The organism is uncultured Sphingomonas sp. (genome assembly GCF_934560975.1).
GTDB lineage: Bacteria > Pseudomonadota > Alphaproteobacteria > Sphingomonadales > Sphingomonadaceae > Sphingomonas_I.
This window is the reverse complement of the sequence record NZ_CAKTFO010000001.1, coordinates 24995-50526: the sequence shown is the minus strand read 5'-3', so window position 1 is coordinate 50526 and position 25532 is coordinate 24995. Positions and strand designations below refer to the sequence as shown.

At 69.8% G+C, this 25532-nt stretch carries 17 protein-coding genes; 5 read left to right on the top strand and 12 right to left on the bottom strand.

Annotation, left to right across the window (positions count from 1 at the left end):
- On the top strand, positions 1–1179 hold the full coding sequence (locus Q0D93_RS00200) for a glycosyltransferase (protein WP_294389623.1): 1179 nt from the start codon (positions 1–3) through the stop codon (positions 1177–1179).
- Between the two features lie 95 nt (positions 1180–1274).
- Complete coding sequence (locus Q0D93_RS00195) at positions 1275–2030, top strand: hypothetical protein (protein ID WP_294389621.1); 756 nt, start codon at positions 1275–1277, stop codon at positions 2028–2030.
- Here Q0D93_RS00195 and Q0D93_RS00190 read toward each other — a convergent pair.
- Genes Q0D93_RS00190 through Q0D93_RS00145 form a run of 10 tightly spaced genes read right to left on the bottom strand, consistent with a single transcriptional unit; the run spans position 2017 to position 19094 of the window.
- Positions 2017–4056, bottom strand: coding sequence for a glycosyltransferase family 9 protein (locus Q0D93_RS00190; RefSeq protein ID WP_294389618.1), 2040 nt, complete (start codon positions 4054–4056; stop codon positions 2017–2019). The two genes, Q0D93_RS00195 and Q0D93_RS00190, sit on opposite strands and share 14 nt — an antisense overlap.
- Before the next feature lie 10 nt (positions 4057–4066).
- Positions 4067–5518: a D-glycero-beta-D-manno-heptose-7-phosphate kinase gene (rfaE1, locus tag Q0D93_RS00185; RefSeq protein WP_294389616.1), complete on the bottom strand. Its 1452-nt coding sequence runs from the start codon at positions 5516–5518 to the stop codon at positions 4067–4069.
- Entirely contained in the window at positions 5518–6624 is a 1107-nt protein-coding gene (locus Q0D93_RS00180; protein ID WP_294389614.1) for an AGE family epimerase/isomerase, read from the bottom strand. The genes rfaE1 and Q0D93_RS00180 overlap by 1 nt, the downstream gene beginning before the upstream one ends.
- Positions 6621–7163 carry an HAD family hydrolase gene (locus Q0D93_RS00175; protein ID WP_294389611.1) on the bottom strand — a complete coding sequence of 181 codons (543 nt, stop codon included), beginning with the start codon at positions 7161–7163 and terminating at the stop codon, positions 6621–6623. The genes Q0D93_RS00180 and Q0D93_RS00175 overlap by 4 nt, the downstream gene beginning before the upstream one ends.
- Positions 7153–8322, bottom strand: coding sequence for a lipopolysaccharide biosynthesis protein (locus tag Q0D93_RS00170; protein WP_294389608.1), 1170 nt, complete (start codon positions 8320–8322; stop codon positions 7153–7155). Before Q0D93_RS00170 ends, Q0D93_RS00175 begins: the two co-directional genes overlap by 11 nt.
- 40 nt (positions 8323–8362) lie before the next feature.
- Positions 8363–9175, bottom strand: coding sequence for an ABC transporter permease (locus Q0D93_RS00165; protein ID WP_294389606.1), 813 nt, complete (start codon positions 9173–9175; stop codon positions 8363–8365).
- Entirely contained in the window at positions 9172–9882 is a 711-nt protein-coding gene (locus Q0D93_RS00160) for a glycosyltransferase (protein WP_294389604.1), read from the bottom strand. The genes Q0D93_RS00165 and Q0D93_RS00160 overlap by 4 nt, the downstream gene beginning before the upstream one ends.
- Before the next feature lie 36 nt (positions 9883–9918).
- The gene (locus tag Q0D93_RS00155) at positions 9919–10377 is read right to left on the bottom strand and encodes a hypothetical protein (protein ID WP_294389602.1); all 459 of its coding nucleotides are present in this window, start codon (positions 10375–10377) and stop codon (positions 9919–9921) included.
- A gap of 4 nt (positions 10378–10381) precedes the next feature.
- Entirely contained in the window at positions 10382–11737 is a 1356-nt protein-coding gene (locus tag Q0D93_RS00150; RefSeq protein ID WP_294389598.1) for an aminotransferase class I/II-fold pyridoxal phosphate-dependent enzyme, read from the bottom strand.
- Positions 11738–11768: 31 nt separating this feature from the next.
- Positions 11769–19094 (bottom strand): type I polyketide synthase, encoded by a 7326-nt coding sequence (locus Q0D93_RS00145; protein WP_294389595.1) that lies wholly within the window; start codon positions 19092–19094, stop codon positions 11769–11771.
- Positions 19095–19413: 319 nt separating this feature from the next.
- Here Q0D93_RS00145 and Q0D93_RS00140 point away from each other — a divergent pair, with 319 nt between their 5' ends.
- The 3 genes from Q0D93_RS00140 to Q0D93_RS00130 are packed head-to-tail and all read left to right on the top strand — an operon-like array spanning position 19414 to position 22997.
- Positions 19414–20694, top strand: a complete 1281-nt coding sequence (locus Q0D93_RS00140) for a capsular biosynthesis protein (protein WP_294389592.1) — start codon at positions 19414–19416, stop codon at positions 20692–20694.
- Positions 20691–21470, top strand: a complete 780-nt coding sequence (locus Q0D93_RS00135; protein ID WP_294389589.1) for an SDR family NAD(P)-dependent oxidoreductase — start codon at positions 20691–20693, stop codon at positions 21468–21470. Before Q0D93_RS00140 ends, Q0D93_RS00135 begins: the two co-directional genes overlap by 4 nt.
- A gap of 9 nt (positions 21471–21479) precedes the next feature.
- Positions 21480–22997 (top strand): LTA synthase family protein, encoded by a 1518-nt coding sequence (locus Q0D93_RS00130; RefSeq protein WP_294389586.1) that lies wholly within the window; start codon positions 21480–21482, stop codon positions 22995–22997.
- 281 nt (positions 22998–23278) lie between these two features.
- Here Q0D93_RS00130 and Q0D93_RS00125 read toward each other — a convergent pair whose 3' ends face one another.
- A complete protein-coding gene (locus tag Q0D93_RS00125) occupies positions 23279–24514 on the bottom strand; it encodes a beta-3-deoxy-D-manno-oct-2-ulosonic acid transferase (RefSeq protein WP_294389580.1) in 1236 nt (411 codons plus the stop codon).
- Positions 24511–25530, bottom strand: a complete 1020-nt coding sequence (locus Q0D93_RS00120) for a phytanoyl-CoA dioxygenase family protein (protein ID WP_294389577.1) — start codon at positions 25528–25530, stop codon at positions 24511–24513. The genes Q0D93_RS00125 and Q0D93_RS00120 overlap by 4 nt, the downstream gene beginning before the upstream one ends.
- Between the last annotated feature and the right edge of the window lie 2 nt (positions 25531–25532).

Here is a 25532-nt window from a genome sequence, read left to right as displayed (position 1 = left end):
ATGAGCAAACTCTTCATCGGAACCCAGTGCGACCGTAAGTTCGTCGATCTTACCTGCGTCATGTTGTCGTCAGTGTACGACAACGGCTGCGTGCCCGACGCGACGATAGTGATTGCCGCGTTTGACCTGACGCCGGAAGACGAAACGCGCTTGCGCCTGAGTGCCGGAACGATGGGCCGGAACATGCGGTTCGTTCCGGTGCCGCGGGACTCGCACCTCGTTACCAAGGTTCCATCCTTCGATTTCCCGTTCCCCATGCTCGGCTGCCTGGTCTTGCCGAAAACGATCACCGAGCCGGACGCTCGCCTGCTGATGCTCGACAGCGACATGATCGTGAATTCCACGCTGGAGCCGCTGTTCGAGATGGACCTGCAAGGGCATCCGATCGCGGCGGTCAAGGACATGCTGGTGGAGCATGAACTGCACGTTCGTGGTCGCAAGTGGGATGACAACCACTTCAACACCGGCCTGCTGCTGGTGGACGTAGATCTCTGGAACCGCGATGCACTTGGCGATCGCGCGATGATCTGGCTGGCGGACCAGCCCTCCAAGCCAGAATGGCCGGATCAGGACGCCCTCAACCATGTCGTCGGACCGGACTGGCTGCGGTTGGATCGACGCTGGAACTTTGCCTATTGCGGCGAACCTCATCAGTTCAGCTATGACGAATATTCGCAGGCCAAGATCGTTCACTTTTCCGGCGCCAAGCCAACCGAGGCGCGTGATCATCCGGCTGTTCCGATCTACGATCGTCAGGCGGAGAAAACGGCGGAGCGCACCGGCTGGAATCGCACGGAGAACACCCGTGTCGACCGTGACTTCGTTGCTAGCGCCTATGAGATCCTGCTCGGGCGGCCGCACGAGTCGAACTTCGTCATCCAACATCGGCTGGCCCATGCCGCGATGCCCATCATCAATGGCCTGCTGACATCCGATGAGTTTCGGGACGCGGTGGTCACCGCACTGCGCGACGGCACCGCGCTTCCTCACGGCCGCTGGCCTGGCAAGCCTACCTTGCGCCAGAAATACTGGGCGGCGGACAGGCTCCCGCTCGCCCCCACCACGCGCATCAAGGTGGAGGAAGCGGATAGCTGGCTCGATCTGCTCGCGACCATATTGTCCGACGAACGATTTCAGATGATGACAGGATGTGTGCAGCCCAAATCTGCCGCAGCCTGATATTTCAGCTTTGTACATCACCGGCACGCACGTTTCGTAACAAGGTATTCACCAGACTGAACTGCTACATACTTTAGAAAAAAGGAAAAAAGACCTTGCGCCACGACATCAGCACGACGGTCACACCGGTTGCTTTGGACGTTTTGCGTTTACTGCGTCCTCATACGGCACCCGGACAGCGCAAGGTCAGGCTTGGCCGGTTCTATGATGGCGGTTACGCCATGGTCGACGATTTCGAGAATATCGATGCCGCCTATTCCTTTGGCATCAATGACGATGTGTCTTGGGATCTAGACGTCGCCCGGTTCGGTATCCCGATCTATCAATATGATCACACGATCAGCGGGCTCCCGGAAGACCATGCCCTGTTCCGCTGGGAGCCGAAATGCATTTCCGGTGTCGCGGACCTGGATGCCGGGGTGGAAACACTTGAAACGCTGATCGAGCGGAATGGGCACCGATCGTCCCGCAACCTGATCCTGAAGTGCGACATCGAAGGCGCCGAATGGCTGCTGCTTGAGAAAACGCCCAACGCGATCCTGCGTCAGTTTAGGCAGATCGTGATCGAACTGCACAACATGGCCTTCTTGTGCGACGAAGAACACTGCAACAATGTCAGGAAGGCCATCCTCAACCTGACGGCGCATCATCGCGTGGTGCACGTTCACGGCAACAATTTCGCGCCCTTCACGATTGCGGGCGGCGTTCCCGTTCCCAACGTTCTTGAACTCACGCTGCTGCGGGATGATGGCGAGCTCGTGCCGTCCGATGAAACCTTTCCGACGCCGCTGGACATGCCATGCCACTCGCTTTCGGCTGACCTCTACCTGGGCAGGTTCACGTTCGACTGACGCGGGGCGTGTCCGACCCACGTTGAACAGCCTCGAACACTTCCTCTACCCTGATGTCGCGGATGCAGGCGAAGTCCTTGCCGCATTCGTCGGCGTCGTGGAAGATCGTGCAGCCGGCGCAGGGAACGCGCCGGCTGATGATCGTGCCGATAGTCTCCTGGCCCCATTCGGCCCAGTTGATGCGGGCCGTGAACAGCGTCACCACCTGCGTTCCGCGCAGTGCCGCCAGGTGCTTGGGGCCGGAATCGTTGCCTACGACCACCTCGGCAAAGGACAGGAATGCGTCGAAGTCGTCGAACGGCAGGCGCCGGTCCAGGAACAGGAAGCGGTCCGCGCGGAGCAGTTCGGACGGCAACCCCGCGCGGACGGCGGGATCGTCCGCCATCATCACGACCTTCAGCCCGATCCGGTCGAGCAGCAGGCGGGCGAGGTCCGGAAAGCCGGGCCAGCGGCTGAACGCGATCCGCGCGCCCGCATGCAGCACCACGAAACGGTCGCCCGCGCCGATCCCGTAGGCGGCGAGACGGTCGCGGGACAGATCGTCGCGGCGGATCACCGGCATCCGCGTATTCAGCGCCGCGCCCAGCGCCTCCACCAGCGCCAGCACCTTGGCCGAATGGGGCACGATGTCGAGCCCGGTCCAGCGGTCATGGGTGTTGAACTCGGCCTGGCCCGACAGCCATGGCCAGTCGCCCCCGCCCGATCCGTGCAGGTAGCGCGCGCCCGACAGCTTCAGCAATTCGCGTGAGACGTTGGACGCCGCCAGGTCGATCGCGATGTCGAACCGATAGGGCGCGAGTTGCCGGTGCAGCGCCTCCTGCGCTGCCAGCGGCATGATCCGCCGCCGCTCCTGCGCGTCGTCGGGGAAGTCGATCACGATCAGCTCGTCGAACAGGCCGAGCGTGCGGGCGAGATCGGCATTGGCGCCGGTCAGAAGCCCGACGATTCGGGCATCGGGCACGATCTGGCGCAGCCGCCGCAGCGCCGGGATCGACGCCACCACGTCGCCGACCTGATCGGTCCGCAGCACCAGCACGCTCTTCACCCCGTCCGGGAACAGGGCACGGGCGGCGGGACGGACCACGCTGGGCCGCGTGCGGATCCGCGCCTCCACCGTGTCGCCATCGCACCCCGCGGGGGTCGGCGGCAGCGACACCAGCGCATCCGAATCGGGATAGTCGCTTTCCGGCACGGCGGATGCGACCACCACCTCCTCGTGAAAGCGCGCCAATAGCCCGCCCTCGCCCGCGAACTGCAGTTCGAGCAGGTGGAGGCCCGGCGTCACGTCGGACAGGTCCGTCCAGGCATTGAACACATGCTTGTGGCGCGGCGGCTGCCCCGCCCCGCGCGCCGGCAGGGGAAAGACCCGCACCGCCTCCCGCGCCACCACATCGCCATCGACCAGCAGGGTCAGCGCGCGCATCCGCTCGGCCGTGACCAACAGGCCGCGCACCGCTTCCACCCCGCGCAGGGTCCGGCGATCGCCCCAGCGGGTCGGCTCGACGCGTCCCAGCCGTCTCAGGGTCAGCCCCTCAGGAAGCGGAGCGAGGTCCACCGCCCCCGGCACCAGAGCGGGCGCGAGCCGCAGCCGCAACGCCTCCGGCACGTCCAGGGCGACCTTGCGCAGGACGTCGAGCGCGGCCAGTTCGCGCGCGGGCTCGTCCCAGGCGGGGGCCAGATCCCGCGCCCGGGCGTACCAGCGGGCCGCCTCGTCCCAATCCGCCATGCGCTTGCCGAGGTGGCCCAATTGCATCGCGATGTCGGCGCTGTCCGGCCGCAAAGCCAGGGCCGCACGATATCGCTGCCCGGCCATGTCCGCCCGGCCGGCCTCCTTGTGCATGTGGCCGCTCATTATCAGCAGGTCGGCATCATCAGGCACACGCTTCAGCGCGCGATCGTACAAGGCGGCCGCCACGCGCACCCGCCCCGTATCGCGCGCCGCATCGGCCAGGGGCAGCAGCTCGCGCAGCGGCAGCTCCGTCCACCGGGGCACCAGCCGTCGGGCAAGCCGGCGGATCAGCCCCATCCGGCCGGCCTCAACCGGCAGACGCCGCCACCAGCCGGCTGGTGGAATGGCCGGGCGACAACTGCGCCAGGACGACGCGGCCCCCGCGCGCCTGCACCACATCCGCGCCGACCACCTGGTCGACCGTATAGTCGGCGCCCTTGACCAGCACGTCGGGCTGGAGCGCGTCGATCAGTTCCCCGGGTGTATCCTCGTCAAAGATCACCACCGCCGCGACGCCCTTCAGCGCGCCCATCACCTGCGCGCGCGCCTGTTCGTCCTGGATCGGTCGGCTCGGCCCCTTGAGCCGCTTGACCGACGCATCGGAGTTCAACGCCATGATCAGGCGGTCGCAGCTGTCCGCCGCCTGCCGGATCAGCGACACATGGCCCGGATGCAGCAGGTCGAAACAGCCATTGGCGAAGCCGACGGTTAATTTCTCCCGCTGCCACGCCCAGCGCAACGTGACCGCATCGTCGCGGCTGACCAGGGCGCCGTCGCCGATCTCGGCCGGCGCGCCTTCGGCCAGCAGCGATTCGGCCAGTTCCGCGCGAGTGACGCTGGCGGTGCCGAGCTTGGACACGACGATCCCCGCCGCATGGTTGGCCATCCGCATGCCCTCCACGAAGGGCAGGCCGGCGGCCAGCGCGGCGGCCAGCACCGCCACCACCGTGTCGCCCGCGCCCGACACGTCGAACACCGCCTGCGCGATCGTGCCGAGATGGACCGGCGCGCCATCCAGCGGAAAGAAGGACATGCCCTTTTCCGAACGGGTGACGAGCAGGTCCGAACCGCAGCTCTGCTGTGCGACCTTGACGGCGGCGGCGACCTCCTCGTCGCTGTCGACCGGCATCTTGGTCGCGTCGTGCAATTCCTTGCGGTTGGGCGTCAGCACGGTCGCGCCGCGATAGGCGGCGAGATCCGCGCGCTTGGGATCGACCACCACCTTCTTGGCGGTGGCGGCGGCATGGTCCAGCACCTGCCGCAGCACCCGGTCGGAACAGACGCCCTTGGCGTAGTCGGACACGATCACCACGTCCGCCGCGTCGATCGCGGCGACGGCGGCGGTCAGGAACCGGTCCTCCACGTCGGCGGTGCAGGGCAGTACGTCCTCGTGATCCACGCGCACGATCTGCTGATGGGCGCCGATGATGCGCAGCTTGCGGGTGGTGCGGCGTCCCGGCGCGGCGATGATGCCGCTGCAATCCACATCGCCCAGTTTCTCCAGCGCGGTGACCAGTTCGTCGCGCGCCACATCCTGCCCGGCCAGCCCGACCATGCTGACCGACAGGCCCAGGCTCGCCAGGTTGGCGGCGACGTTGGCCGCGCCGCCCGGCACCGACTTTTCCGACTGCACCCGCATCACCGGCACCGGCGCCTCGGGCGAGATGCGGCTGACCTCGCCCGACAGGTAGGAATCGAGCATGAGGTCGCCGATCACGGCGACGCGGCATCCGATCAACTGGTCGATATAGCTGTGCATCAGGCGTCCCGATTGCCGAGCGGCGAGGCTTCGGCCGCCGCGAGGAAGAGGTGGTAAAGGCTGCTCGCCGGAACATAGTCGACCAACGGCGCGCGGTCGGGCCCGATCTGGTCGATCCAGCCCCCGGCAAAGGGGCGATCGAGGAAATGGGCCATCAGCACGCCCGCCATACGCCCGGCAAAGGCGGGGTCGTTGCGCGCCATCGCCGCCTTGATCGCCTCGGTATGCGGCCAGATCCGGTGCGAGGCCTTCGCCACCGTGCCGTCGGCATCGACCTCGTCCACGATCAGCCCGTCCGGGGTGAGGCCGAAAGCGTGCGCGCTGGCGTCCAGCGCCCCGATCCAGGGCTCGACGGTTTCGCCGGAGAGGCGGCCGTATCGATCCAGCAGCCAGACCCATTCGAAATGGTGGCCCGGCTCCCAGATGCCGCTGCGCGCGGTGTCGGCCAGCGGCGACCAGTCCTGCGCAAAATATTCGGGGAGGACGGTATCGCGCAGCATCCGGTCCGCGAACAGGCGCACCAGCGCGCCCGCCCGCTCCAGATAGCCACGGCCCGGTGCCGCCTGTTCCAGGAACAGATAGGCTTCCAGCAGGTGCATATGCGGATTTTGCCGCTTGTCGCGGGTTGCCACCGGCAACGCGTCGAACAGGCCGCCATGCCGGGGATCGGTCAGCTGCGCATCCACGAAGCGGATCACCTTGTCCGCCAGCGTCAGAAGCCCCGGGTCGCCGTTCAGCCGATACACCCACGCCAGCGCGAACAGGGCAAAGGCATGGGCATAGGCATCACGCACGTCCGACGCGATCCGCCCATCGGGGTGGATGGAGAAAGCGAAGCTCGCCTGGTCACCCTCTTCACGGCAGAAGTCGCGGATCAGCGATGCCGTCGCGGTTTCCGCCAGCGCCGCTCCGTCGAACCAGCCGAGTTGGGCCGCATGCGCGAACACATAGATTTGTCGCGCCTGCACCATCGAGCGGTGCGGCACCGCCTCCGGCCGGCCGGCGCCGTCAAGACGCTCGCGGAAGCGGCCCGCGCCTGCGTCGAAGCCGGCGTCGGCCCACAGCGGCAGCGCCTCGTCCCGGATCCAGTCGAGATAGCGCCTCACGCCATCATCTCTCGCACGGCACCGGCGAGGTCGCCGACGTTTGCGGCGATCAGCCGGGCCGGGATGCCGGCCTTGGCGGCGGCATCGGCATCGCTCTGCTTGTCCCCGATCATGAAGCTGCGGGCGCGGTCCACCGGCAGGTCCGCCATCGCCCGCGTCAGCATGCCGCACCCCGGCTTGCGATCCTCATGCTCGCGCGCATATTCGGCAACGGTCCCCTCCGGATGATAAGCGCAGTAATAGAATGCGTCGATGCGCGCGCCCCGCGGGCCCAGCGTCGCCTGCATGTGGTCGTGGAAGCGTTCCACGTCCGCGACGCCGTAATAGCCGCGGGCGACGCCCGACTGGTTGGTGACCACGATCACCAGGTAGCCGGCATCGTTGAGCAGCCGGATCCCCTCCGCCGCCGTGGGCGTCAGCCGCAGGTCTTCCGGGCGGAAGGTGTAGCCGTCGTCGACGTTGATCACCCCGTCCCGGTCAAGAAAGGCGGCGGGGCGGAGCGCGGTTCGCCCTGCCCCGCCCTTTGCATCACGCGGCATGCTCACGCACGCCCGCGGCGATCAGCCAGCCGATGGAATAAGCGAGCAGCAGCGCGATCACCACCGTCGCCAGGATACGCCACCGCTCGGGATAGAGCGCCTTCACGGGCATGTTCGCATCCACGACTCGCACCAGGTACAATTGCTTGCGGATCGCCTGATCCCGCGCCCTGTCGAGGCTGGCCGCCGCCGCCTCATAGCGCTTGGCCAGGAATTGCTGGCGCAGCTCCAGCTTCTGGAAGCCGCCGATATTGCTGGCGATCGCGCCCGTCCCGCCGGCGAGGCGACCGGACTGGGCGTTCACCTGCGCCTGCAAAGCGGAGACATGGTCGGCCAAAGCGCGATATTGCGGGCTGTTGCGGTCGATCGCCTGGCCCATGGCGGACAGCTGCGCGCGCGATGTGGCAAGCTGTTCGGTCAGCTGCGCCACCAGGCCGAGCTGCGCCTGGCCGGATGCCTCCGGATCGATCTCGCGCCGGCTCTGGCGGAAGCTGGTGAGCTGGCCCTGGGCAGCGGCCAGGTCCGTCTCGGCCCGTGCCAGCTGCTTTTCCGCCATGCGAACCGCGTCGCTGTAGCTCCGCACGTTCAGCGTGTTGACGCGCTGCTCACCCAGATCCAGCAGCTTGCGGGCGAGGCCGTAGCTGTCCTCCGGCCGGAACGAACGCACGTCCAGCGTCGTGATCCCGGTTTCGGTGTTGTAGTGCACCTTCACCTGGCGGCGGTAATAACGGAGCAGCTGTTCGGGGCTGGGATTGCTCTGCCACAGCCGGCTGAAGATGTCGGCATCCTTGCGGCTGAAACGCTCCACCAGCTGGTCGTCGCGGCGCAGCGAATCCACCGCGTCGTGCGACGTCAGATAGTCGGCGACGCTCATCGCCTCGGTCTGGGCCGGGCCGACGCCGGTGATGACGCTCAACGCCTGACTGACCCCGGTGCCGGGCACCGCCGCCACGTCGGACGAGCGCACCAGGAAATGCGCCTCCGACTCATATTGATCGGACGCGACCAGGAACAGGTAGCAGGCGACCAGCAGGGTCGGCAGCACCACGATGTACATGAACAGGCGGTTGCGCCTGACCCAGCCATAGGCGTCCCGGGCGAAACCGCGCTCCGCATGCTCCTCGCTCCCCGCGGGTGCCATGATGCCGTGCATGTTCATGAAACTGCCTTATCAACGATCGTCCGGAGTGCCGGAAATATCAGGAAAGATGGATCTTGTGGTGGACGCGGGACACCATGATCAGCCCCGCCCAGGTGAGCAGGGCACATGCCGCCACGGCATATCCGCCATAGAAATAATCAAGGTCGGTGCCGCGGAACCAGCCATATCGCAACAGTTCGAACATGCTGGTCAGCGGGATGTAGCCCAGGATCTCGCGCGCGGCGGGCGGGAGCCAGCCGATCTGGAAGAAGGATCCGGACAGCCCCACCATGAAGTAGGAATATGGATGGATCAGGCGATCCGCCGTCCTGTTTTCATATGTCAGCGCGGTGATCAGCAGCGAGTGGCCGAGCGAATACCAGAAGATCAGCGCCCAACCGGCGAACACCACCAGGGGCCGGACCGGAGCCTGCGCGAATCCCAGGCAGATCAGCAGCGTCATCAGCATCACGAACGTCAGAAACACACCCGCAAATTCCAACAGGGCGCGCGCCAGCGTCAGGTCGAACACCGTCACCTGCCGGTGGTACAGCAAGGGGGCGTTCGCCTCCAGACTGCCCGCCGAGCGATTCACGATGCCCCGGAAGAGGATGAAAGCGGTGTAGCCGAGCACTGAAAAGGGCAATGGCTGGATATCGCCGAGATAGGCGACGTGGCCGGCATTGACGTGGAGCAGGCCGATCACGGTGGCGAGCAGCATCGGCTCGCCCATCATCCACAGATAGCCCACGTTTTCGCGGCCGTAGCGCGTGTGCAGCTCGCGCATCATGATCGCGCCGATCACGCGCGCCTGCACGCCCAGCGCGGTCCAGAAGGAACCCCGCCGGGCCGGAAGAGGACGAGAACTCATGCGGCGAGGCTATGCAACAAATCGAGCAGGATGGCGATATGCTGGTCCCATCGGAATGGCGTCCAGCCGGCAAGACGCGCGCGCTGCCCCGCCGCGATGGCGGAATCGGCGGCGGTCAGGTCGTCCACCGCCGCGCGCCACGCGGGCCCGTCGAGCGGATCGAGGAATGTCGGAACCGCACCCCCCGCCTCGCGCAGGGCGGGCAGGTCGCTGCACACCACCGGCACGCGCAGCATCAGGGCCTCCGTCACCGGCATGCCATAGCCCTCGGCAAAGGAGGGCAGCAGCAGCGCGCGCGCACCCGCCACCAGCGCCTGCACCTCCGTATCGGGCAGGCCGGACCGTTCCTCCACGCAGTCCTTCAGCGCCGGACAGCGTTCCAGCATGTCCACCACCTGCTCATTCTCCCACCCGCGCCGGCCGATCAGGATCAGCCTGGGGATGGCGGCCGCGCCGCGCTCCTCCGACAGGGCCCGCCAGAGGTGGAGCAGCAGCAGGTGATTCTTGCGCGGCTCGATCGTGCCGACGCAGACGAAATAGGGCCGCTCGTCCACCCGCGCCGGGCGGGGTGCCATGTCCTCCGTGCCGAGATGGGCCACGCGCAGCTGCGGGTCTCGGCCCGATCGCGCCAGATAGGGGCGCAGCGCCGCCATGGTCGCTTCGCTGTTGGCGAGGATGCCGTCCGCCAGCCGCACCACCGTGTCCATCCGCCGGAGGTGCAGCGCCGCCCCGCCCGGCCGGGCCTATTCCGGATATTGGATGGGGATCAGGTCATGCACCAGGCAGACGAACCGCGCCTGCTCCCGGCGGAGGATGGCGCGGACCAGATCGGGCTTGATCAGATTGTTGGGCGACGCCTGGACATAGAGGCGCGGCATGTCCTTCCGCCGCACCGGGCGGGGCAGGAGGCGGAGCAAGGTCCGGGCCGCGAAGGGCCGCATCGAACGCGCGATGCTGCGCCCATGCGCCTGCCAGCGATGCTCGGTTTCATCCAGGAAACGCAGCACCTCGCCCCGCGGCAGCCGGCCGTAAAGGCCGCTGGGATGGACGGCGGCAAAGCACAGCCGATCGGGAATGGTCTCCAGCAGGCCGCGCGCATAGGCCATCTCCACCCGATCGACCCCGGTCGGGGTGGGATGGAGCACCCGCGACAGCAAGCGCGACAGGTCCAGCACGACCTCTGCGGCGACGTCCGCGCCCATGCGATCAGGCCGCCGCGATCCTGCCGGCCAGTTCCGCCAGGTCCACCCGCTGCTTGGCCACATCGGCCAGCACGTCGGCCAGCGTCGTCGCGACCCGGTCCAGCTGCTCGGGCCGGTGGAGCGAGGAGATGAAGAAGCGCAGCCGCGCCGCCTGCTCGGGCACGGCGGGGTAGATGATCGGCTGCACGTTGATGCCGAGGTCGAATAGGCGGTCGGCCGCGCGCGCCGCGACGATCGAGCTGCCCGTCATCACCGGCACGATCGCCGCGCCGATGGACGGGCCGGTGTCGAGCCCGGCCGCCTTGCACGCTTTCAGGAAATGCGCGCCATTGGCCTGCACTTGCGCGACCCGCTCCGGCTCGTCCCGCATGATTTCCAGGCAGGCGAGCGCGGCAGCCGCGACCGGCGGCGGCAGGCCGACCGAATAGACGAAGCCGGGCGCGGACTTGCGGAGGTAATCGATCAGCTCGGCCGATGCCGCGATATAGCCGCCGCAGCCGGACAGGGTCTTGCTGAGCGTGCCCATCCAGATATCGACATGCGCCGGATCGACGCCCGCATGCTCGAAGATGCCGTGTCCGCGCGGCCCCAGCACGCCCAGCGAATGCGCCTCGTCCACCATCAGGTGGGCGCGATGGCGCTTGGCCACCGCCACCAGCCGGGCGAGATCGGGAATGTCGCCGTCCATGCTGTAATGGCCCTCGACCACGATCAGCGCGCGCTCCACCTGCGCCCGGCGGGCCGACAGCATGCGGTCGAGTTCGTCGAAATCGTTGTGCGGGAACGACAGACGCTGCGCCCCGCTGGCGAGCGCGCCCTGCACGATGCTGTTGTGGCTGAGCGAATCATGCAGGATCAGGTCGTCGCGCCCGACCAGATGCCCGATCACCGTGACGTTGGTGGCGTGGCCCGACACCAGGGTCAGCGCGTCCTCGGTCCGGTACAGGTCGGCCAGCGCCTGTTCCAGCGCGCGGTGGATCGGCCGTTCGCCCGACACGATCCGGCTGGCCGACACCGACGTGCCGTAGCGATCGACCGCGTCCTTCGCCGCCTCGTTGACGCGGACGTCGCCGTTGAGGCCGAGATAATTATAGGACACGAAATTGTCGTAGCTGCGCCCGTCGATCACCGTGGTCGCGCCCGCCACCCCTTCATGCGGGCGGAAGAAGGGATCGCGGATGCCCAAAGCCGCGCCGGCGCGTGCCATCATGGACAGGTCGGCGGCCACTTCCGGCCGGCCGAGCGGCAGGCGGGGGCGCGCCACCTCCGGCTCAGGCTCCGCCACGAGCGGCGCGCGAACGCCCACGCGGGCCAGCAGCTTCGCCTTGGCGTCGCCCGAAAGTCCGAAATCCTTGCTCATGGATCAGCTGTGCCAAACCGCCGGGGCGCAATTAAGGCGCATTCGCCCCCGCCGCCGCATAGCTGGGCTCGGACGGCGCCTCCGCCCCGTCGGCCGGACCGGCCGGACCGCCTTCCAGCTTGGTGAGGCGTTCGGCCAGGCGCGCCTGATCGTCGGCCGGCTCCGCTTGCGGTGCGGCCAGGCCACGCACGATCCGCCCCGCCATCGCGCCGAGGGTCGCCCCTTCGGACAAGGCCAGCAGCGGGATGCTGACGCCGAAACGCTGCTCCACCGCCAGGCGCAACTCCACCGCCATCAGGCTGTCCATCCCGAACTCGGCCAGCGGGCGCTGCGGCTCGATCCGTTCGGGCGCGAGCTTCATGATCCGCGCCACCTCCTCCACCAGCATGGAGGTGACGCGGGCCAGCGCCTCCTCCGCCGAACATTCGGCCAGCATCGCGGCAAGATCGACCTCGGCGGCGGCCTCGCTTGCACCCGCGTCCATGTCCGCGAATTGCGGCGCATCGAGCAAGGGCAGGCTGCCCTTCAGCGCGCCCCAGCGGATCGTCGCCATGCCCAAGGTCGGCTGCCCGGAGGCGAGCAAAGCCGGCAGCGTGTCCAGCGCCTCCGCCGCGCTCATGTGCGCGGAGCCGAGCTGGCGCGACAGCATCGCGCTGACCTGCGTTTCGCGCGCCAGATAGCCGGCGTCTCCGATCGGGCCCCATTGCACCGCCAAAGCGGGCAGGCCGGCAGCGCGACGCCGCTCCGCCACCGCCTCGATCGCACTATTGGCAGCGACGTAATTGCCCTGACCCGGATTGCCGAAAGCGGTGGTGACGGAGGAGAAGAGCAGGAACAGGTCGACCGCATCGTCGCGCGTCAGCCGATCGAGCAGGTCCGCGCCACCCAGCTTGGGCGCGAGCGCGCGGGCGAAGCGGCCCTGGTCCAGCTGGCCGAGCAGGGCGTCGTCCATCGCCACGGCGGCATGGACCACGCCGCCGATCGGGCCCTGTTCGGCCCGGATCGTCGCCAGCACCCGGGTCAGCGCGGCCCCGTTCGACACGTCCACCGCATAAGCGCGCGCGTCCACGCCTTCACCGGCGAAGGCGGCGAGCAAGGCGTCGCTGCCGGGCGTGGCGGCCCCGCGCCGGCTGAGCAGGGCCAGACGGCGGGCGCCGTTACGGACCAGCCAATAAGCGGCCTCCTTGCCGAAGCCGTCGAGCCCGCCGGTGACCAGATGGACATGGTCGCCGCGCAGCGCGAAGGCGGGCGCGGGGGCTGCCGCAACCGGCGGCACCGCGCCGGGGGTCAGCACGATCTTGCCGATATGGCCGGACCCCTGCATCAGCCGGAACGCATCCTCCACATCGGCATAGTCGAACAGGCGATGCGGCAGCGGGCGGAGCGCCCCATCCGCGAACAGGCCGGCAATCTCGTCGAACAGGGCGGCGGCGAGCGCGGGCCGCTTGAGCGGCAGCTGGTCGGCATCGATCCCGTAATAGGTGACGTTGTGGCGGAACGGACGCAGGCCGATGGCGCTGTTTTCATAGAAGTCGCGCTTGCCGAGTTCCAGGAAGCGGCCGAACGGCTTCAGGATCGCCAGCGAGCGGCGCATCGCCTCGCCAGACAGCGAGTTCAGCACCACGTCCACGCCGGCATTGTCGGTCAGGCGCATCACCTCGTCCGCGAAGGTCAGGCTGCGGCTGTCCAGCACCGCCTCCACGCCCAGGGTGCGCAGCAAGGCGCGCTTGGTGGGCGAGCCGGCGGTGGCGAACACGCGCGCGCCGCGATGGCGGGCATATTGGATCGCGGCCAGGCCGACGCCGCCCGCGCCGCCATGGATCAACACCGTCTCCCCCGCCTCGATCCGGGCAAGATGGCCCAGCGCATAGACGGTGGTGAGGAAGGCGACCGGGATGGTCGCGGCGGCGGCGAAGCCCATGTCGGCGGGCATCCGCATCACGGCATGGGCCTTGGTCACCGTTTCGGTCGAGAGCGAGGCCGGCGCGAACGCCATCACCCGGTCGCCGATCGCGAAGCCGTCCACGCCCGGGCCGACCGCCGTGACCGTGCCGGCGCATTCCAGGCCCATGGTCGGCCCGGCGAAACCGTCGAGCAACGCCTCGTCCGGCAGCAGCCCCATCGCCCACATCACGTCGCGGAAGTTGAGGCCGGCGGCTTCGATCCGGATTGCCAGCTCGCCCTCGCCCGGTGCGGCGCGGTCGGCATGGGTCCAGCCGAGCGAATCGAGCAGGCCCGGACGCGCCACCGCCAGCCGGATCGCGCCCTCGCTTTGTGCACGGGCGGGCAGCCCGCGCCGCACGCGCGGCACCACGCGGCCGCTGGCGGACCACACCACCTCCTGCTCGGCATCGCCGCCGACCAGCTCGGCGGTCATGCGCGCACCGGCTGCGTCGGCGGGCAGCGCCGGATCGACCAGCACCAGCCGCGTCGCGAGCTGCGCCGCTTCGTTGGCCAGCACCCGGCGCGCGCCCCGGATCGCGGCGGCGCGCGGATCGCCCTCGGCCACTCCGCGAGCGAGGATGGTGACCGGCAGCGCCGCATCGCGCGCCGGGGTGGCGGCGAGCGCGGCGATCCGCGCCAGCGCCCGGTCGAGCGGCTGCGCGTCGTCGATCAGCAGCGCGAGGTGCGGTGCGGCGTCCGCTTCGTCCGTCACCTGCCCGCCAGCGGCCTCGATCGCCGTGCGGAGGCCGGACGTTGCGGCATCGTCGTCGAGCAAGGCGATCCGAACGGCGTGCCTGGCGGAAACGGGCCGTTGCGGCGCCACCGCCCGCACCAGCGCCACGGGCCATGCGCCGCTCTGGACCGGGTGCGCGAATGGCTGAATCCAGCCCGCTGCTTCCAGATTGCCCTGCCAGCGCGCATCGTCGCCCAGCACCAGGTCGGCGCGCAGCATCTGCCACACGCGGCTGGGACGCGGCTCGGCCAGCAGCAAAGCACCGCCCGACGCCAGCAGGTCGCGCAAGGCGGCGAGTTCGCGCACGCCCCACCCGCCGACCGCGCCGGCATGGAGCCCGACCACCAGGTCGAACCGCGCATTCGGCGCGGTGTCGCCCGGCGTCCAGGCAATGGCCCGCGCGCTGTCGCCCAGCGTGTCGGCCAGCACCGGCAGCGTATCGGCGTCGGTTGCGGCGACCAGGGCGATGCCCGGCTCCCCCGCCAGCGCGCGGAGCAAGCGGGCGGCGAAGGCGCCGCGCCGCGCCCCGACATTCAGGATGCGCAGCGGCGCGCCGTCCGTCCGGCCACGGGCAAGCGCCCGCACCTCGGCGATCAACGCCGCGCTTGCCGCCAGGCTGGACGGCGAGGTTTCGAGCAACTGGTCCCACAAGGCGGCCGGCAGCGCCGGGGCGGGCACACCCCGCAGCGTGGCGGGCAACGCCTCGGCCGCGAGCGCCAGCAGCGACGTTTCCGCCACCGCGTCGGGCGCGTCGAAGAACAGGGTCTGGAGGACCACGCCCGACGGCGGCAGATCCTCACCCGTGAGGCGCCAGTCGCCATCGCCTTGCTGCTCGGCCAGCCCGTCCGCCGCCAGCCAGCGCATCATGCGATCGAACACCGGCCGACCGGCGGCGGACAAATCCCCGCGCCGCACCAGCGCCTGGGACGAGAGCAGGCCCGCCTCCGCCAGCGGCGTCACCGCTTCCAGCGCGGCGGCGGCGGCAAAGGCCTCCGCCAGCAATTGCGCCTCGGCCGGCGCGACCTCGGCCGGCGCGACTTCGGCAAGGTCGGTGGCGGACGGCAAGGCGATCGCTGCGCCCGCTTCCGGATCGGCGCTGGCGATCCAGCGCGTGTGGAACACATGCTCCTCGGCCGACACGGCGCGGCCGAGCGCCACGCGCACGAACCAGCATTCCGCCATCTCCGCGACGACGATGTCGTCCCCGTCGAGCAATTGCACGTCGGCGCGCACCGAGCGCGGGCCGACCCGCGTCACCGCCAGCCGCGCCGTGACCGGCACCGCGCGGGCACCGTACAGCCGCACCCGGCCGAAGCGCCACGGCAGCACGCCATTGTCGCTGCCCAGCCGGTCCGCCGCCAGCGCGAGCAGACCCTGGAGCGCACCGTCGACGCTGTTGGGCGGCAGCAGGAAGCCGGACGCCAGCGGCGTCGCCCGGTCGAGCGACACCAATGCACGCTGCCCGGCGAAGACGTCGATCCCCGATACCGCCTGGAATGCCGGGCCGTAATCCAGCCCCATATCGGCGGCGAGGGCGTAGAGCGTGTCCGCCGTCACCCGCCGCTCGACCACTCCGCCGATTTCGACCGGATCGACCCGCGCGGTGTCGGCGGCGGCGATGCGGCCGGACATATGCACCGTCCACGGCTCCTCGCTGAGGCGCGGGCGCGAGGTGAGGGTGAAGTCCCCGGCGGCCGAGCCGATGCGGAACCGCACCTCGCGCATCGTCTGCGCTTCCAGCACCAGGGCGCGCCCGATCTCCACGTCGAGCAGGTCGACCGAGGCGGCGTCGGGATGGCGCGCGCGCGCCGCCGCCAGCGCCATGTCGATCAGCGCCGCCGCCGGCACCACCGCGCCGCCACCCACCGCATGGTCGGCGATCCACGGTTCCAGCGCGAGGCCGAGATGCTTGCGCCACTCGACCGGAGCTTCGCCCACACGCGTGCCGAGCAGGGGATGCTCGTCCGCCAGCACGAACAGGTCGGTCGCCTCCTCCGTGCGCGGCACCCAGTAACTCTCGCGCTGCCACGGATAAGCCGGCAGGCCGCCCGCCGCGACCGGTCCGACAAAGGCGGAGGCGGCACGGATATCGGCGCCGGCGGCATGGGCGCGCGCGGCGATCGCGGCGACCGGATCGTGCCGGACCGGACGGCGGCCGAGGCTGGGCAGCACGCGGCCTTCGCGATCCTCCCGACGGAGCGCGTCGGTGAGGTAGGCCTGAAGAACGGCGTGGGGGCCGACCTCCACGAACAGGCGGATGCCGTCCGCTACCATCGCGCGGGCGGCCTGCGCGAACAGCACCGGCGCGCGCACGTTGCGCCACCAATAATCGGCGTCCAGCGCCCGTCCGTCCAGCACGCCGCCGCTTACGGTGGAATAAAAGGAGATGGCGGTCGCGCCCGTATCCAGCCCAGCCAGATCGGTGGAAAGGCTCTCCGCGATCGGGTCCATCGCCGCGCTGTGAAAGGCGTAATCCAGATCAAGCCGGGTGAAGCGCCAGCCGCGCGCCTGCGCCTGCGCCTCCAGCAGGTCGATCGCGGCGACCGGCCCGGCGACGGTGGTGCCGCCCGCGCTGTTATGCGCCGCCACCTCGACGCCCGCGCCGTTCAGCGGCGGGATCGACAGAGCGGCGGCGACCTCCGCCGCGTCCATGCCCAGCACCGCCATCGCGCCGACGCCATGCTGCTGCTGCTGCCGCCGGCTGCGCGCCGCGATCACCCGCGCCGCCGAGGCGAGATCGAGCGCGCCCGAGGCATAGGCCGCCGCGACCTCGCCCACGCTGTGCCCCATGCAGGCATCGGGGTGCAGGCCATGCTCGCCCAGCGCCTTCACCAACGCGACCTGGATCGCGAACAGCAAGGGCTGGGCCACGTCGGTGTTGCGCAGCCGCGCCGCATCCTGGTCCGCCAGCGCCTGCGCCACCGACCAGCCGAGCCACGGCCGCAGCGCCGCGTCCACTTCGTCCAGCGCCTCGCGGAAGGCGGCGCTCTGCGCCAGCGCGTCCGTCGCCATGCCGACCCACTGGCTGCCATTGCCGGAGAAGATGAAGCCGACGCCGCCGGCGACGGCGCTGTTCGCCTGGACCAGCCCGCTCGACTTGCCCTCGGCAAAGGCGGTGAGGGCGTCGATCAGCTCGGCGCGGGTCGTGGCCGGAATGACCAGCCGGCGCATATGCTGCGACCGCTTGAGCGCGAGACCGCGCACCAGCGCGGGCAGGTCCGCCTCCGCCGTATCCACCAGCCGATCGGCCCAGCTGCGCGCCAGCGCGTGGAGCGCGGCATCGGAACGGGCGGAGAGCAGAAACGGCGGCAGCGCCTCCGCCTCGCCCGCCGGGGACGCCGCGAAGGCGTGGGGATCGGGCGTTTCCAGCACGGCATGGGCGTTGGTGCCACCGAAGCCGAAGGAGTTGATGCCGATCAGGCGCGGCTGGCCATCCTGCCGCAGCGGCGTCGCCTCCCGCGCCAGCCGCAGGTTCAGATCCTCGAACGGGATGTTGGGATTGGGGGTTTCGTTGTGCAGCGACGGCGGAATGGTGCCGCGTTCCGCCACCAGCATCGCCTTGATCAGGCCGGCCATGCCGCTGCCCGCCTCCAGGTGGCCGATATTGGTCTTGACCGAACCGATGGTCAGCGGCTCGCTGCGGCGGCGGCCGAGCTTCTCGCCCAGCGCGCCCGCCTCGATCGGGTCGCCCGCCGGCGTGCCGGTGCCGTGCGCCTCGACATAGCCGAGCCGCGCCGGGTCCAGCCCGAACCGGCCATAGACCTGGTCCAGCAACGCCGCCTGCGCCTCGCGGTTGGGCAGCGAAAGCCCGGTGGTGCGGCCGTCCGAATTGACGCCGGTGCCACGGATCACGGCGCGGATCTGGTCCCCCGCCGCAAGCGCGCTGCCGAGCGGCTTCAGGATCACCACCCCGCCGCCTTCCGCGCGGACATAGCCGTCCGCGCGCGCATCGAACGCGTGGCAGCGCCCGGTGGGCGACAGCATGGAGGCGGCGCAGAAGCCGATATAGCTTTGCGGCGCGAGCAGCAGGCTGACGCCGCCGACCAGGCCCATGCTCACCTGACCGCCACGGATCGCCTCGCACGCCTGGTGCAGCGCCACCAGCGAGGAGGAGCAGGCGGTGTCCACCGTGAAGCTCGGCCCGTGGAGGTCGAACACGTAGGAAATGCGGTTCGCCATCGAACACAGCGTCACGCCGATCATGGAATAGGCATCCATGGCGGAAGGATCGCCGACGTTCAGGTTGGAATAATCCCACGACGATCCGCCGACGAACACGCCCACCGGCTCGCCCGCCAGCCGCGCCACGTCGATGCCGGCATCCTCCATCGCTTCGTAGGCGAGTTCCAGCAGCAGGCGTTGCTGGGGGTCCATCTGCGTCGCTTCGCGCGGCGAGATGCCGAAGAATGCGGGGTCGAAGCGGCTGACGTCGCCCAGCGCGCCCGCCGCGAATGTATAGGCCTTCCCCTTCTGCCCCTTTTCCGGGTGGAACAATTGCGCCTTGTTCCAGCGGTCGTCCGGGATTTCGGACACGGCATCGGTGCCGGACAACAGCAATTGCCAGAATGATTCGACGTCCGGCGCACCCGGCAGGCGGCAGGATGCACCGACAATCGCAATCGGTTCGTTCCCGGCGTCACCCACACCAGTCAGGTCGAAATCGTATCGCGATCGGTTCAAACCAACACTCCGGCCGCGCGGCACAGGCGCGGGCAAATTAGCACGTTTCGCGGCTATAGCGCAGGCGGGAGAGCGGGCAAGGTAGGATGCGCCGAACTCCGTCTGGTTCGGTGCCACTGGCGGTTACATCTAAGCTGATCTAGGGATGTTCGATGATTTGCCTCGCGTGCCTGCATGACTCCATCCTACGGGCACAGCCGTGAAGCCGGACCCCCGCATGTCCGCCGACCGGGCAGTTGTGCGCGCGCACCCGCCGGTGCAAAGGAGGGCGATTGCCCCCGCATCGGGCGCCCAAGAACATGACAATCAGGTAAGGCGCGTGCCGCAGCGATCATTTCTGTTTCTGCAGGGGCTGGCCGGCCCCTTCTTTTCCAAGCTCGGCCAGGCGCTGGCCCGTGACGGCCATGCCGTGCACCGCATCAACTTGAACGGCGGCGACAAGATCTACTGGCGGGGCCGCGCGGTGGATTATCGCGGCACGCTGAAGGGCTGGCCCGCATTCCTGACGCGCACGATCGAGCAGGCGGGCGTCACCGACATCGTGTTGTTCGGGGATTGCCGCCCGCTGCACCAGGCCGCGATCGCGGTGGCACGCGCGCGCGGCGTCCAGATCCACGTGTTCGAGGAAGGCTATGTCCGCCCCGATTTCGTGACGCTGGAAGATGGCGGCGTGAACGGCCATTCCGCTTTGTCGCGCGACCCCGATCATTACCTGGCCGCGGCGCGCGCCTTGCCGCCCTTGCCGGACGTGCAGCCGCCGGTCCCCTCCTCCTTCGGCCGCCGGGTCAGGGAGGACCTGATCTACAATTTCGCGTCGCTGGCGCTGGCGCCCCTGTTTCCCGGCTATCGCACCCATCGCCCGTGGCACATCCTGCACGAATATGCGGGCTGGGCGTTTCGCCTGATGCGGCGCGGGCCGGAACGACTGCGTTCGGCGGAGACGCTGTCGCGCCTGGACGCGACCGGCCGGCCTTATTTCGTGTTCCCGCTGCAACTCGACTGCGACTACCAGATCCGGGTCCATTCCCACTTCAAGGGGATGCAGCCCGCGATCGAGCAGGTGCTGGGATCGTTCGTCCGCAACGCGCCGGCCGAGGCCCTGCTGGTGGTCAAGGGCCATCCGCTGGACAACGGGCTGGTCGATTGGGAAAAGAGGGTGACGCAGGTCGCGGCCAAGCTGGGCGCGTCGGACCGGATCCTGTTCCTGGAGTCGGTCGACATCGATTCGCTGGTGCGGCGTTCGCGCGGGCTGGTGACGGTGAACAGCACCACCGGCACGCTGTCGCTGCGCTATGGCGTGCCCACCATCGTGTTGGGCGATGCGGTTTATGACATGCCGCGCATGACCGACCAGAACGGGCTCGACCATTTCTGGGACCAGCCGACCCCGCCCGAGGCGGAGGTGTTCGCCGCCTATCGCCGCGTGTTGATCGATACCTGCCTGATCAATGGCGGCTATTTCAGCGATCAGGCGCTGGACATGCTGGTGGCGGGCGCGGCCGCCCGGCTGGAGGCGAGCCCCGCGCCCGCCGCCGTGGTCCGCATCGCGACCACGCCGCGTCGCGCCGCCGCCGCCACCGCCATCCCCGCACGCGGGTGAGCCCACCCCGCTCCCTGCTGATCACCGGCGCGTCGAGCGGGCTCGGCGCGGGCCTGGCGCGTGATTATGCCGCGCCCGGCATGCGGCTGACCCTGGTCGCCCGCAATGCCGAGCGGCTGGAGGCGACCGCCGCCGCCTGCCGCGCCGCCGGGGCGGAGGTGGTGACCGGCCTGTTCGACGTGGGCAAGGCCGAACCGCTCGGCGCATGGCTGGTCGCGCAGGACGGGATTGCGCCGTTCGACCTGGTGATCGCCGCCGCCGGCGTTTCCGCCGGTGCGAGTGCGGAGGGTGCGATGGAAGGCCGCCAGCTCGCGACGTTGCAGGTGCGCAGCAACCTGTTGGGTACTTTGCACACGATCGAGCCGCTGCTGCCCGCGCTATCCCGACGCGCGGGCGCGCAGATCGCGGTCGTCTCCTCCGTCGCGGCACTGCGCGGGCTGCCCTACAGCCCCGGCTACAGCGCCAGCAAGGCCGGCATCCGCGCCTATGGCGAGGCGCTGCGGGCGCTGCTCGGCCCGGCGGGCGTGGCGGTGTCGGTGGTGGTGCCGGGCTTTTTCGACACGCCGATGACAGACCGCTGGAAGGGGCCGACCCCGTTCCTGATGAGCCTGGAGACGATGGTGCGCGCGATCCGGCGCGGGCTCGACCGGCGGCGGGCGCGCATCACTGTGCCGCGCCTGCTGGCGGTCGGCAGCCAGGCCGCCGACCTGCTGCCAGCCGCGATCGGGGACCGGATCATGCGCGGTTTCCGTTTCCATATCGAGCCGGGGCGCTAAGCACCGCCGATGATTCAGATCCTGTGCGGGCTGGGGATCACGGCGGCGACGTGGCTCGGCCTGCGCCGACTCGTGGGTGCCCCCTTGCTGTCGCGGCCGGCGGCGGCGATGGCGGTGGACGCCTTTCCCTATCTGGCCGGCTTCCTCCTGTTCCTGCTGCCCACCGCGCGGCCGATCCTGGCGGGGCTGGCGATACTGACGCTCGGCATCGGGCTGGGCGTGGCGGACCGGGTCAAGCGGCAGGTGCTGGCCGAGCCGGTGGTGTTCGCGGACCGCGCGGAGTTTATCGAGGTGGTGCGCCACCCGCGCCTGTACCTGGCCTTTGTCGGCACGTGGCAGATGGTGGGCGGCGCGGCCTTGAGCCTGGCCATCGTCGCCGGGCTGGTGCGGGCCGAGCCGCCGCTGTGGGCGATGAACCTGGGCACCGCCCTGCTGTTGGCGGGCGTGGCGGCGGCGATCGGACGCGCTTTGTTCGTGATCCCGACCTGGGGTCCGTTGGCGCGGGCACTGGGGCGGCTGTATCGCGGCTTTCCGCTGACCCGCGATCCGGCGGTGGATGCGTCGCGCATCGGCCTGCTCGGCGCGTGCCTGGCGCAGGCGATGATCGCGCGGCTGGAACGGCCGGAGCGGCAGCGGGCGGCGCAAGCGCGGGTGTGGCCGGCGATCGCGCCGGATGCCGGGCCGATCGTGATCGTGCAGGGCGAATCGTTCGTGGATGCCAGCCGGCTTCACCCCGCGCTGGCGGAATACCTACCCCAGTTCAAGCAGTTGCGGGTGGAAGCGCTGGCGCACGGGCAGCTGACCGTCCCCTGTTGGGGCGCGAACACGATCCGGTCGGAACTGGCGATGCTGACCGGGCTTGGCGCGGACACAATCGGGCTCGACCGCTACAATCCCTATGAGCGGTTCGCGCGGGTGCCGCTGCCGTCGCTGGCGGCGCAGGCGCGGGCGGCGGGCTACACCACCATCTGCATCCACCCCTACAATGCCGATTTCTATTATCGCGACACGGTGATGCCGCTGCTGGGGTTCGACCGCTTCATCGGGGTGGAGGGCTTTGCCGACGCGGCGCGGCAGGGGCCCTACGTCTCGGACGTGGCGGTGGCGGAGATGGCGGCGCGGCTGATCCGCGAGCATGGGCCGCGCATCCTGCTGTTCGCGATCACCATGGAAAATCACGGGCCGTGGGACGCCAAGCATGACGGCATTGCGCCGGCGGACCTGCCGGCGGAGTGGCGCACCCTGCCCGACGCGGCGGCGGCCGGCCGCTGGCTGCGCCACCTCCAGTCGACCGACGCGATGATCCCGATCCTGCGCCGGGCCATCGCCGAGCAGGGCAATGCCGGCTGGCTGGTCTTCTACGGCGACCATCAGCCGAGCCTGACCGGCCCGTTCCGCGCGGCCGGGGCCGACGATTGCCGGTCCGATTATGCGATTTGGGGCGCGCAGGCCCCCGCCGGCGGCAAGACCGACATTGCGGCGGAGGGGATCGCCGCTACCCTGCTGCGGGCGATGGGCGCGCAGTAGCCGGACGCGGCCCGTCACCCTTTGCCCCTGCCCCATGACTCCTTGGCAGACATCCGGGATCGTCGGCGTGCCGCTCAGCCCTTGTGCGCTTGCCCGTTCGTGTGTCGGCGCATCGCTCGAGGATCAGGTCGCACCGGCCATCAAGGCGGGCGTGCCATGTTGAAGCGGTTTGCGACGCTATCCGTGCTCCTGCGAAGGCAGGAGCCCAGCCGCGAATCGACTCACCTTATGGTTCCGGGCTCCTGCCTTTTCAGGAGCACCGGTCGGATGGATCGAACGCGCTAGCGGGAGACGGTGCCGAGTGCGCGGGCGATGCGGCCCTGCACGCGGCGTGCCCGGATCAGCCAGGTCTCGCGCGGGCGCCAGCCGTCGGCGAAACGGCGCAGCAGCACCTCCGGCGGGCATGGCAGCTCGGTCATGGGATCGAGGTAGCGCGGATAGAGGATCAACGCGCCGGCGACCAGGGCGTCGAGGTCGAGCCGCCGGGTGCGGCGCGGCAGCGGGCCGGCGAGGTCGCGGGTCAGGCCCCAGCCGGCGAAGAAGGGGTGGCCATGGACCGTCACGTCGAGCCCGCGCAACAACGCCTCGAACCCGGTGAGCGAGGTCAGGACGTGCACCGCATCGACCCGCCCGAGCAGAGCCGGCATCGCCTCGCCCCGCACCACCTCGTCCGCATGGGCCAACAGGTCGGCATCGGGCACGCGGCCGACGCGGTGACCGGCATCCACGTCCGGGTGCGGCTTGAACAGGATATACGCGTCCGGCTCGGCGGCACGGGCGCGGGCGAGCAGGTCGAGATTGCTGGCGATCCCCGCCCCGCCCAGCCGCACCGACTGATCGTCCTCGACCTGGCCGGGCACCAGCACCACGCGCTTGCCGGTTCGGCGCGGTGCGGGGGCGAGCGGGGCGGCACTGGCATATTTGCTGATGCCGCGCTCGACGATCAGCGTGCGCAGCGCCGCCGCGCGGGCCAGCAGGTCGGGGGTGAAGTCGGCGGTCTGGAGAATGGTTTCGAGGTCGCTGGGCCGGGTCGGATCGTAATAGATGCCGCTCTGGTCGACCACGATCGACAAAGGCGGGTGCAGGTCCGCGCCGAGGCCGATCGAGCGGATGAAGCCATCCTCCACCCGCACCAGCCGCTCGCCCGCCTGCCCCGCCAGTCCGGCGGGCGCGCGGGACGGCCAGGTGGCGATGCGCCCGCCGGCTGCGGCGGACAGCGCCCCCTCCGCATCATCCGCGAACGTCAGCGGCGCATGCCCCTCGGCCCACAGGAATTGCGCGATCCGCTGGCGCTTCCACCAGGCCATGCCGGTCGCTACCCGGATCGGGGCATTGGCACGGGACAGAGCGCGCCAATGCGCCGCGATCGCCGCTGCCGCCTCCACCGGGATGGTCGCGCCGGTGAAGGGATCGCGGCCATGGATCACGCCCGCTTGGTCGACATGGGCGACGGCGCCGGCCTTGTCCTTGAGCCAGGGGAAATGCGGGGCCGTGAGTTCGGGAGGAAGCCTCGTCATTCGTCGGCTGGGCGCTTCGGGCCGACATCCATCCATGGCTGTCCGACGAAGCGGCGGAAACGGTCGCGCAACGCCCAGTAGAGCGGCACGCGCCGTTCGGACAGGCCCGGCAGGCCGCCGAGGTCGAGCCCCGTCCACGGCAGATAGGGGTTGCGGCGGCCATAGGCCCAGATCTCGACCCGGGTGGAGGGGCGCACGGAGGGGCCGCGCGCGTGGAAGCCGCCGGTGTCGGCCACCACCAACGTGTTGGCCCTGACCGCAAAGGCGACGGGATCGGGCAGGCCGAGCCCCGCCAGCTCCTCCCGCCGGATACGGAGCGAGCCGCGCTGGGCGAGGAAATCGTCGCCGTCCATCACCTCCAGGCTGCGTTGCCGCTCCCACGCCATGCGGGCGGCGTCGCGGCGGTGCGATCCGGGCACATAGGTCAACGGCCCTTCGTCCTCCGCCACGTCAGTCAGGAACAGCCACGCCTTCACCGTCGGGTGGAAGGTATCGACATGCAGGTTGGTCTGCGGATCGGGTGGCGCCGCGTGGCGGTGCGACAGGATCGTCTGGATGTAGCAGGTCGGCGCCGCGTCATAGCTGCCGACATAGCGGATCAGTCCCTGGAAGCGGCGGTCGGCCATGAGGGCGGCGGCGGCGGGCATCGCCTTCAGCGCGGCGGGGTCCAGCGCCATGCGGCGGGTGACCGTGTCGCCCTGCACCATCTCGCGCGCGGGCGCACGGCGCGCCATCACCTGATCGCGGAGCGCGACAAAAGCTTCGGCGGCGAGAAAATCGGGCACGCGGACGAAGCCGTCGCGGGCGAAGGCGGCCGCATCCTCCGCCCCGATCAGCCGGCGCAGGCGGGCGCGGCGGTTCCAGGCCATGCGGTCCGCCACCGCCACGCGCGCGGCATGGAGGCCCCAGCGGTTGAGCCGGCGCGATCCGATCAGGGGATTGTCGCGGAAACTCTTCGCACCCGTGGCGAGCTCGAACACCCACCAGGGCGCCTTGATGTAGCGCAGCACGGTCACGC

What these genes read in the sequence shown, in the direction of transcription:
- Q0D93_RS00200 (WP_294389623.1), top strand. Translation starts at nt 1, where the DNA reads ATGAGCAAACTCTTCATCGGAACCCAGTGCGACCGTAAGTTCGTCGAT.
- Q0D93_RS00190 (WP_294389618.1), bottom strand. Translation starts at nt 4,056, where the DNA reads ATGGGGCTGATCCGCCGGCTTGCCCGACGGCTGGTGCCCCGGTGGACG.
- rfaE1 (WP_294389616.1), bottom strand. Translation starts at nt 5,518, where the DNA reads ATGCACAGCTATATCGACCAGTTGATCGGATGCCGCGTCGCCGTGATC.
- Q0D93_RS00175 (WP_294389611.1), bottom strand. Translation starts at nt 7,163, where the DNA reads ATGCCGCGTGATGCAAAGGGCGGGGCAGGGCGAACCGCGCTCCGCCCC.
- Q0D93_RS00170 (WP_294389608.1), bottom strand. Translation starts at nt 8,322, where the DNA reads ATGAACATGCACGGCATCATGGCACCCGCGGGGAGCGAGGAGCATGCG.
- Q0D93_RS00165 (WP_294389606.1), bottom strand. Translation starts at nt 9,175, where the DNA reads ATGAGTTCTCGTCCTCTTCCGGCCCGGCGGGGTTCCTTCTGGACCGCG.
- Q0D93_RS00160 (WP_294389604.1), bottom strand. Translation starts at nt 9,882, where the DNA reads ATGGACACGGTGGTGCGGCTGGCGGACGGCATCCTCGCCAACAGCGAA.
- Q0D93_RS00155 (WP_294389602.1), bottom strand. Translation starts at nt 10,377, where the DNA reads ATGGGCGCGGACGTCGCCGCAGAGGTCGTGCTGGACCTGTCGCGCTTG.
- Q0D93_RS00150 (WP_294389598.1), bottom strand. Translation starts at nt 11,737, where the DNA reads ATGAGCAAGGATTTCGGACTTTCGGGCGACGCCAAGGCGAAGCTGCTG.
- Q0D93_RS00130 (WP_294389586.1), top strand. Translation starts at nt 21,480, where the DNA reads ATGATTCAGATCCTGTGCGGGCTGGGGATCACGGCGGCGACGTGGCTC.
- Q0D93_RS00125 (WP_294389580.1), bottom strand. Translation starts at nt 24,514, where the DNA reads ATGACGAGGCTTCCTCCCGAACTCACGGCCCCGCATTTCCCCTGGCTC.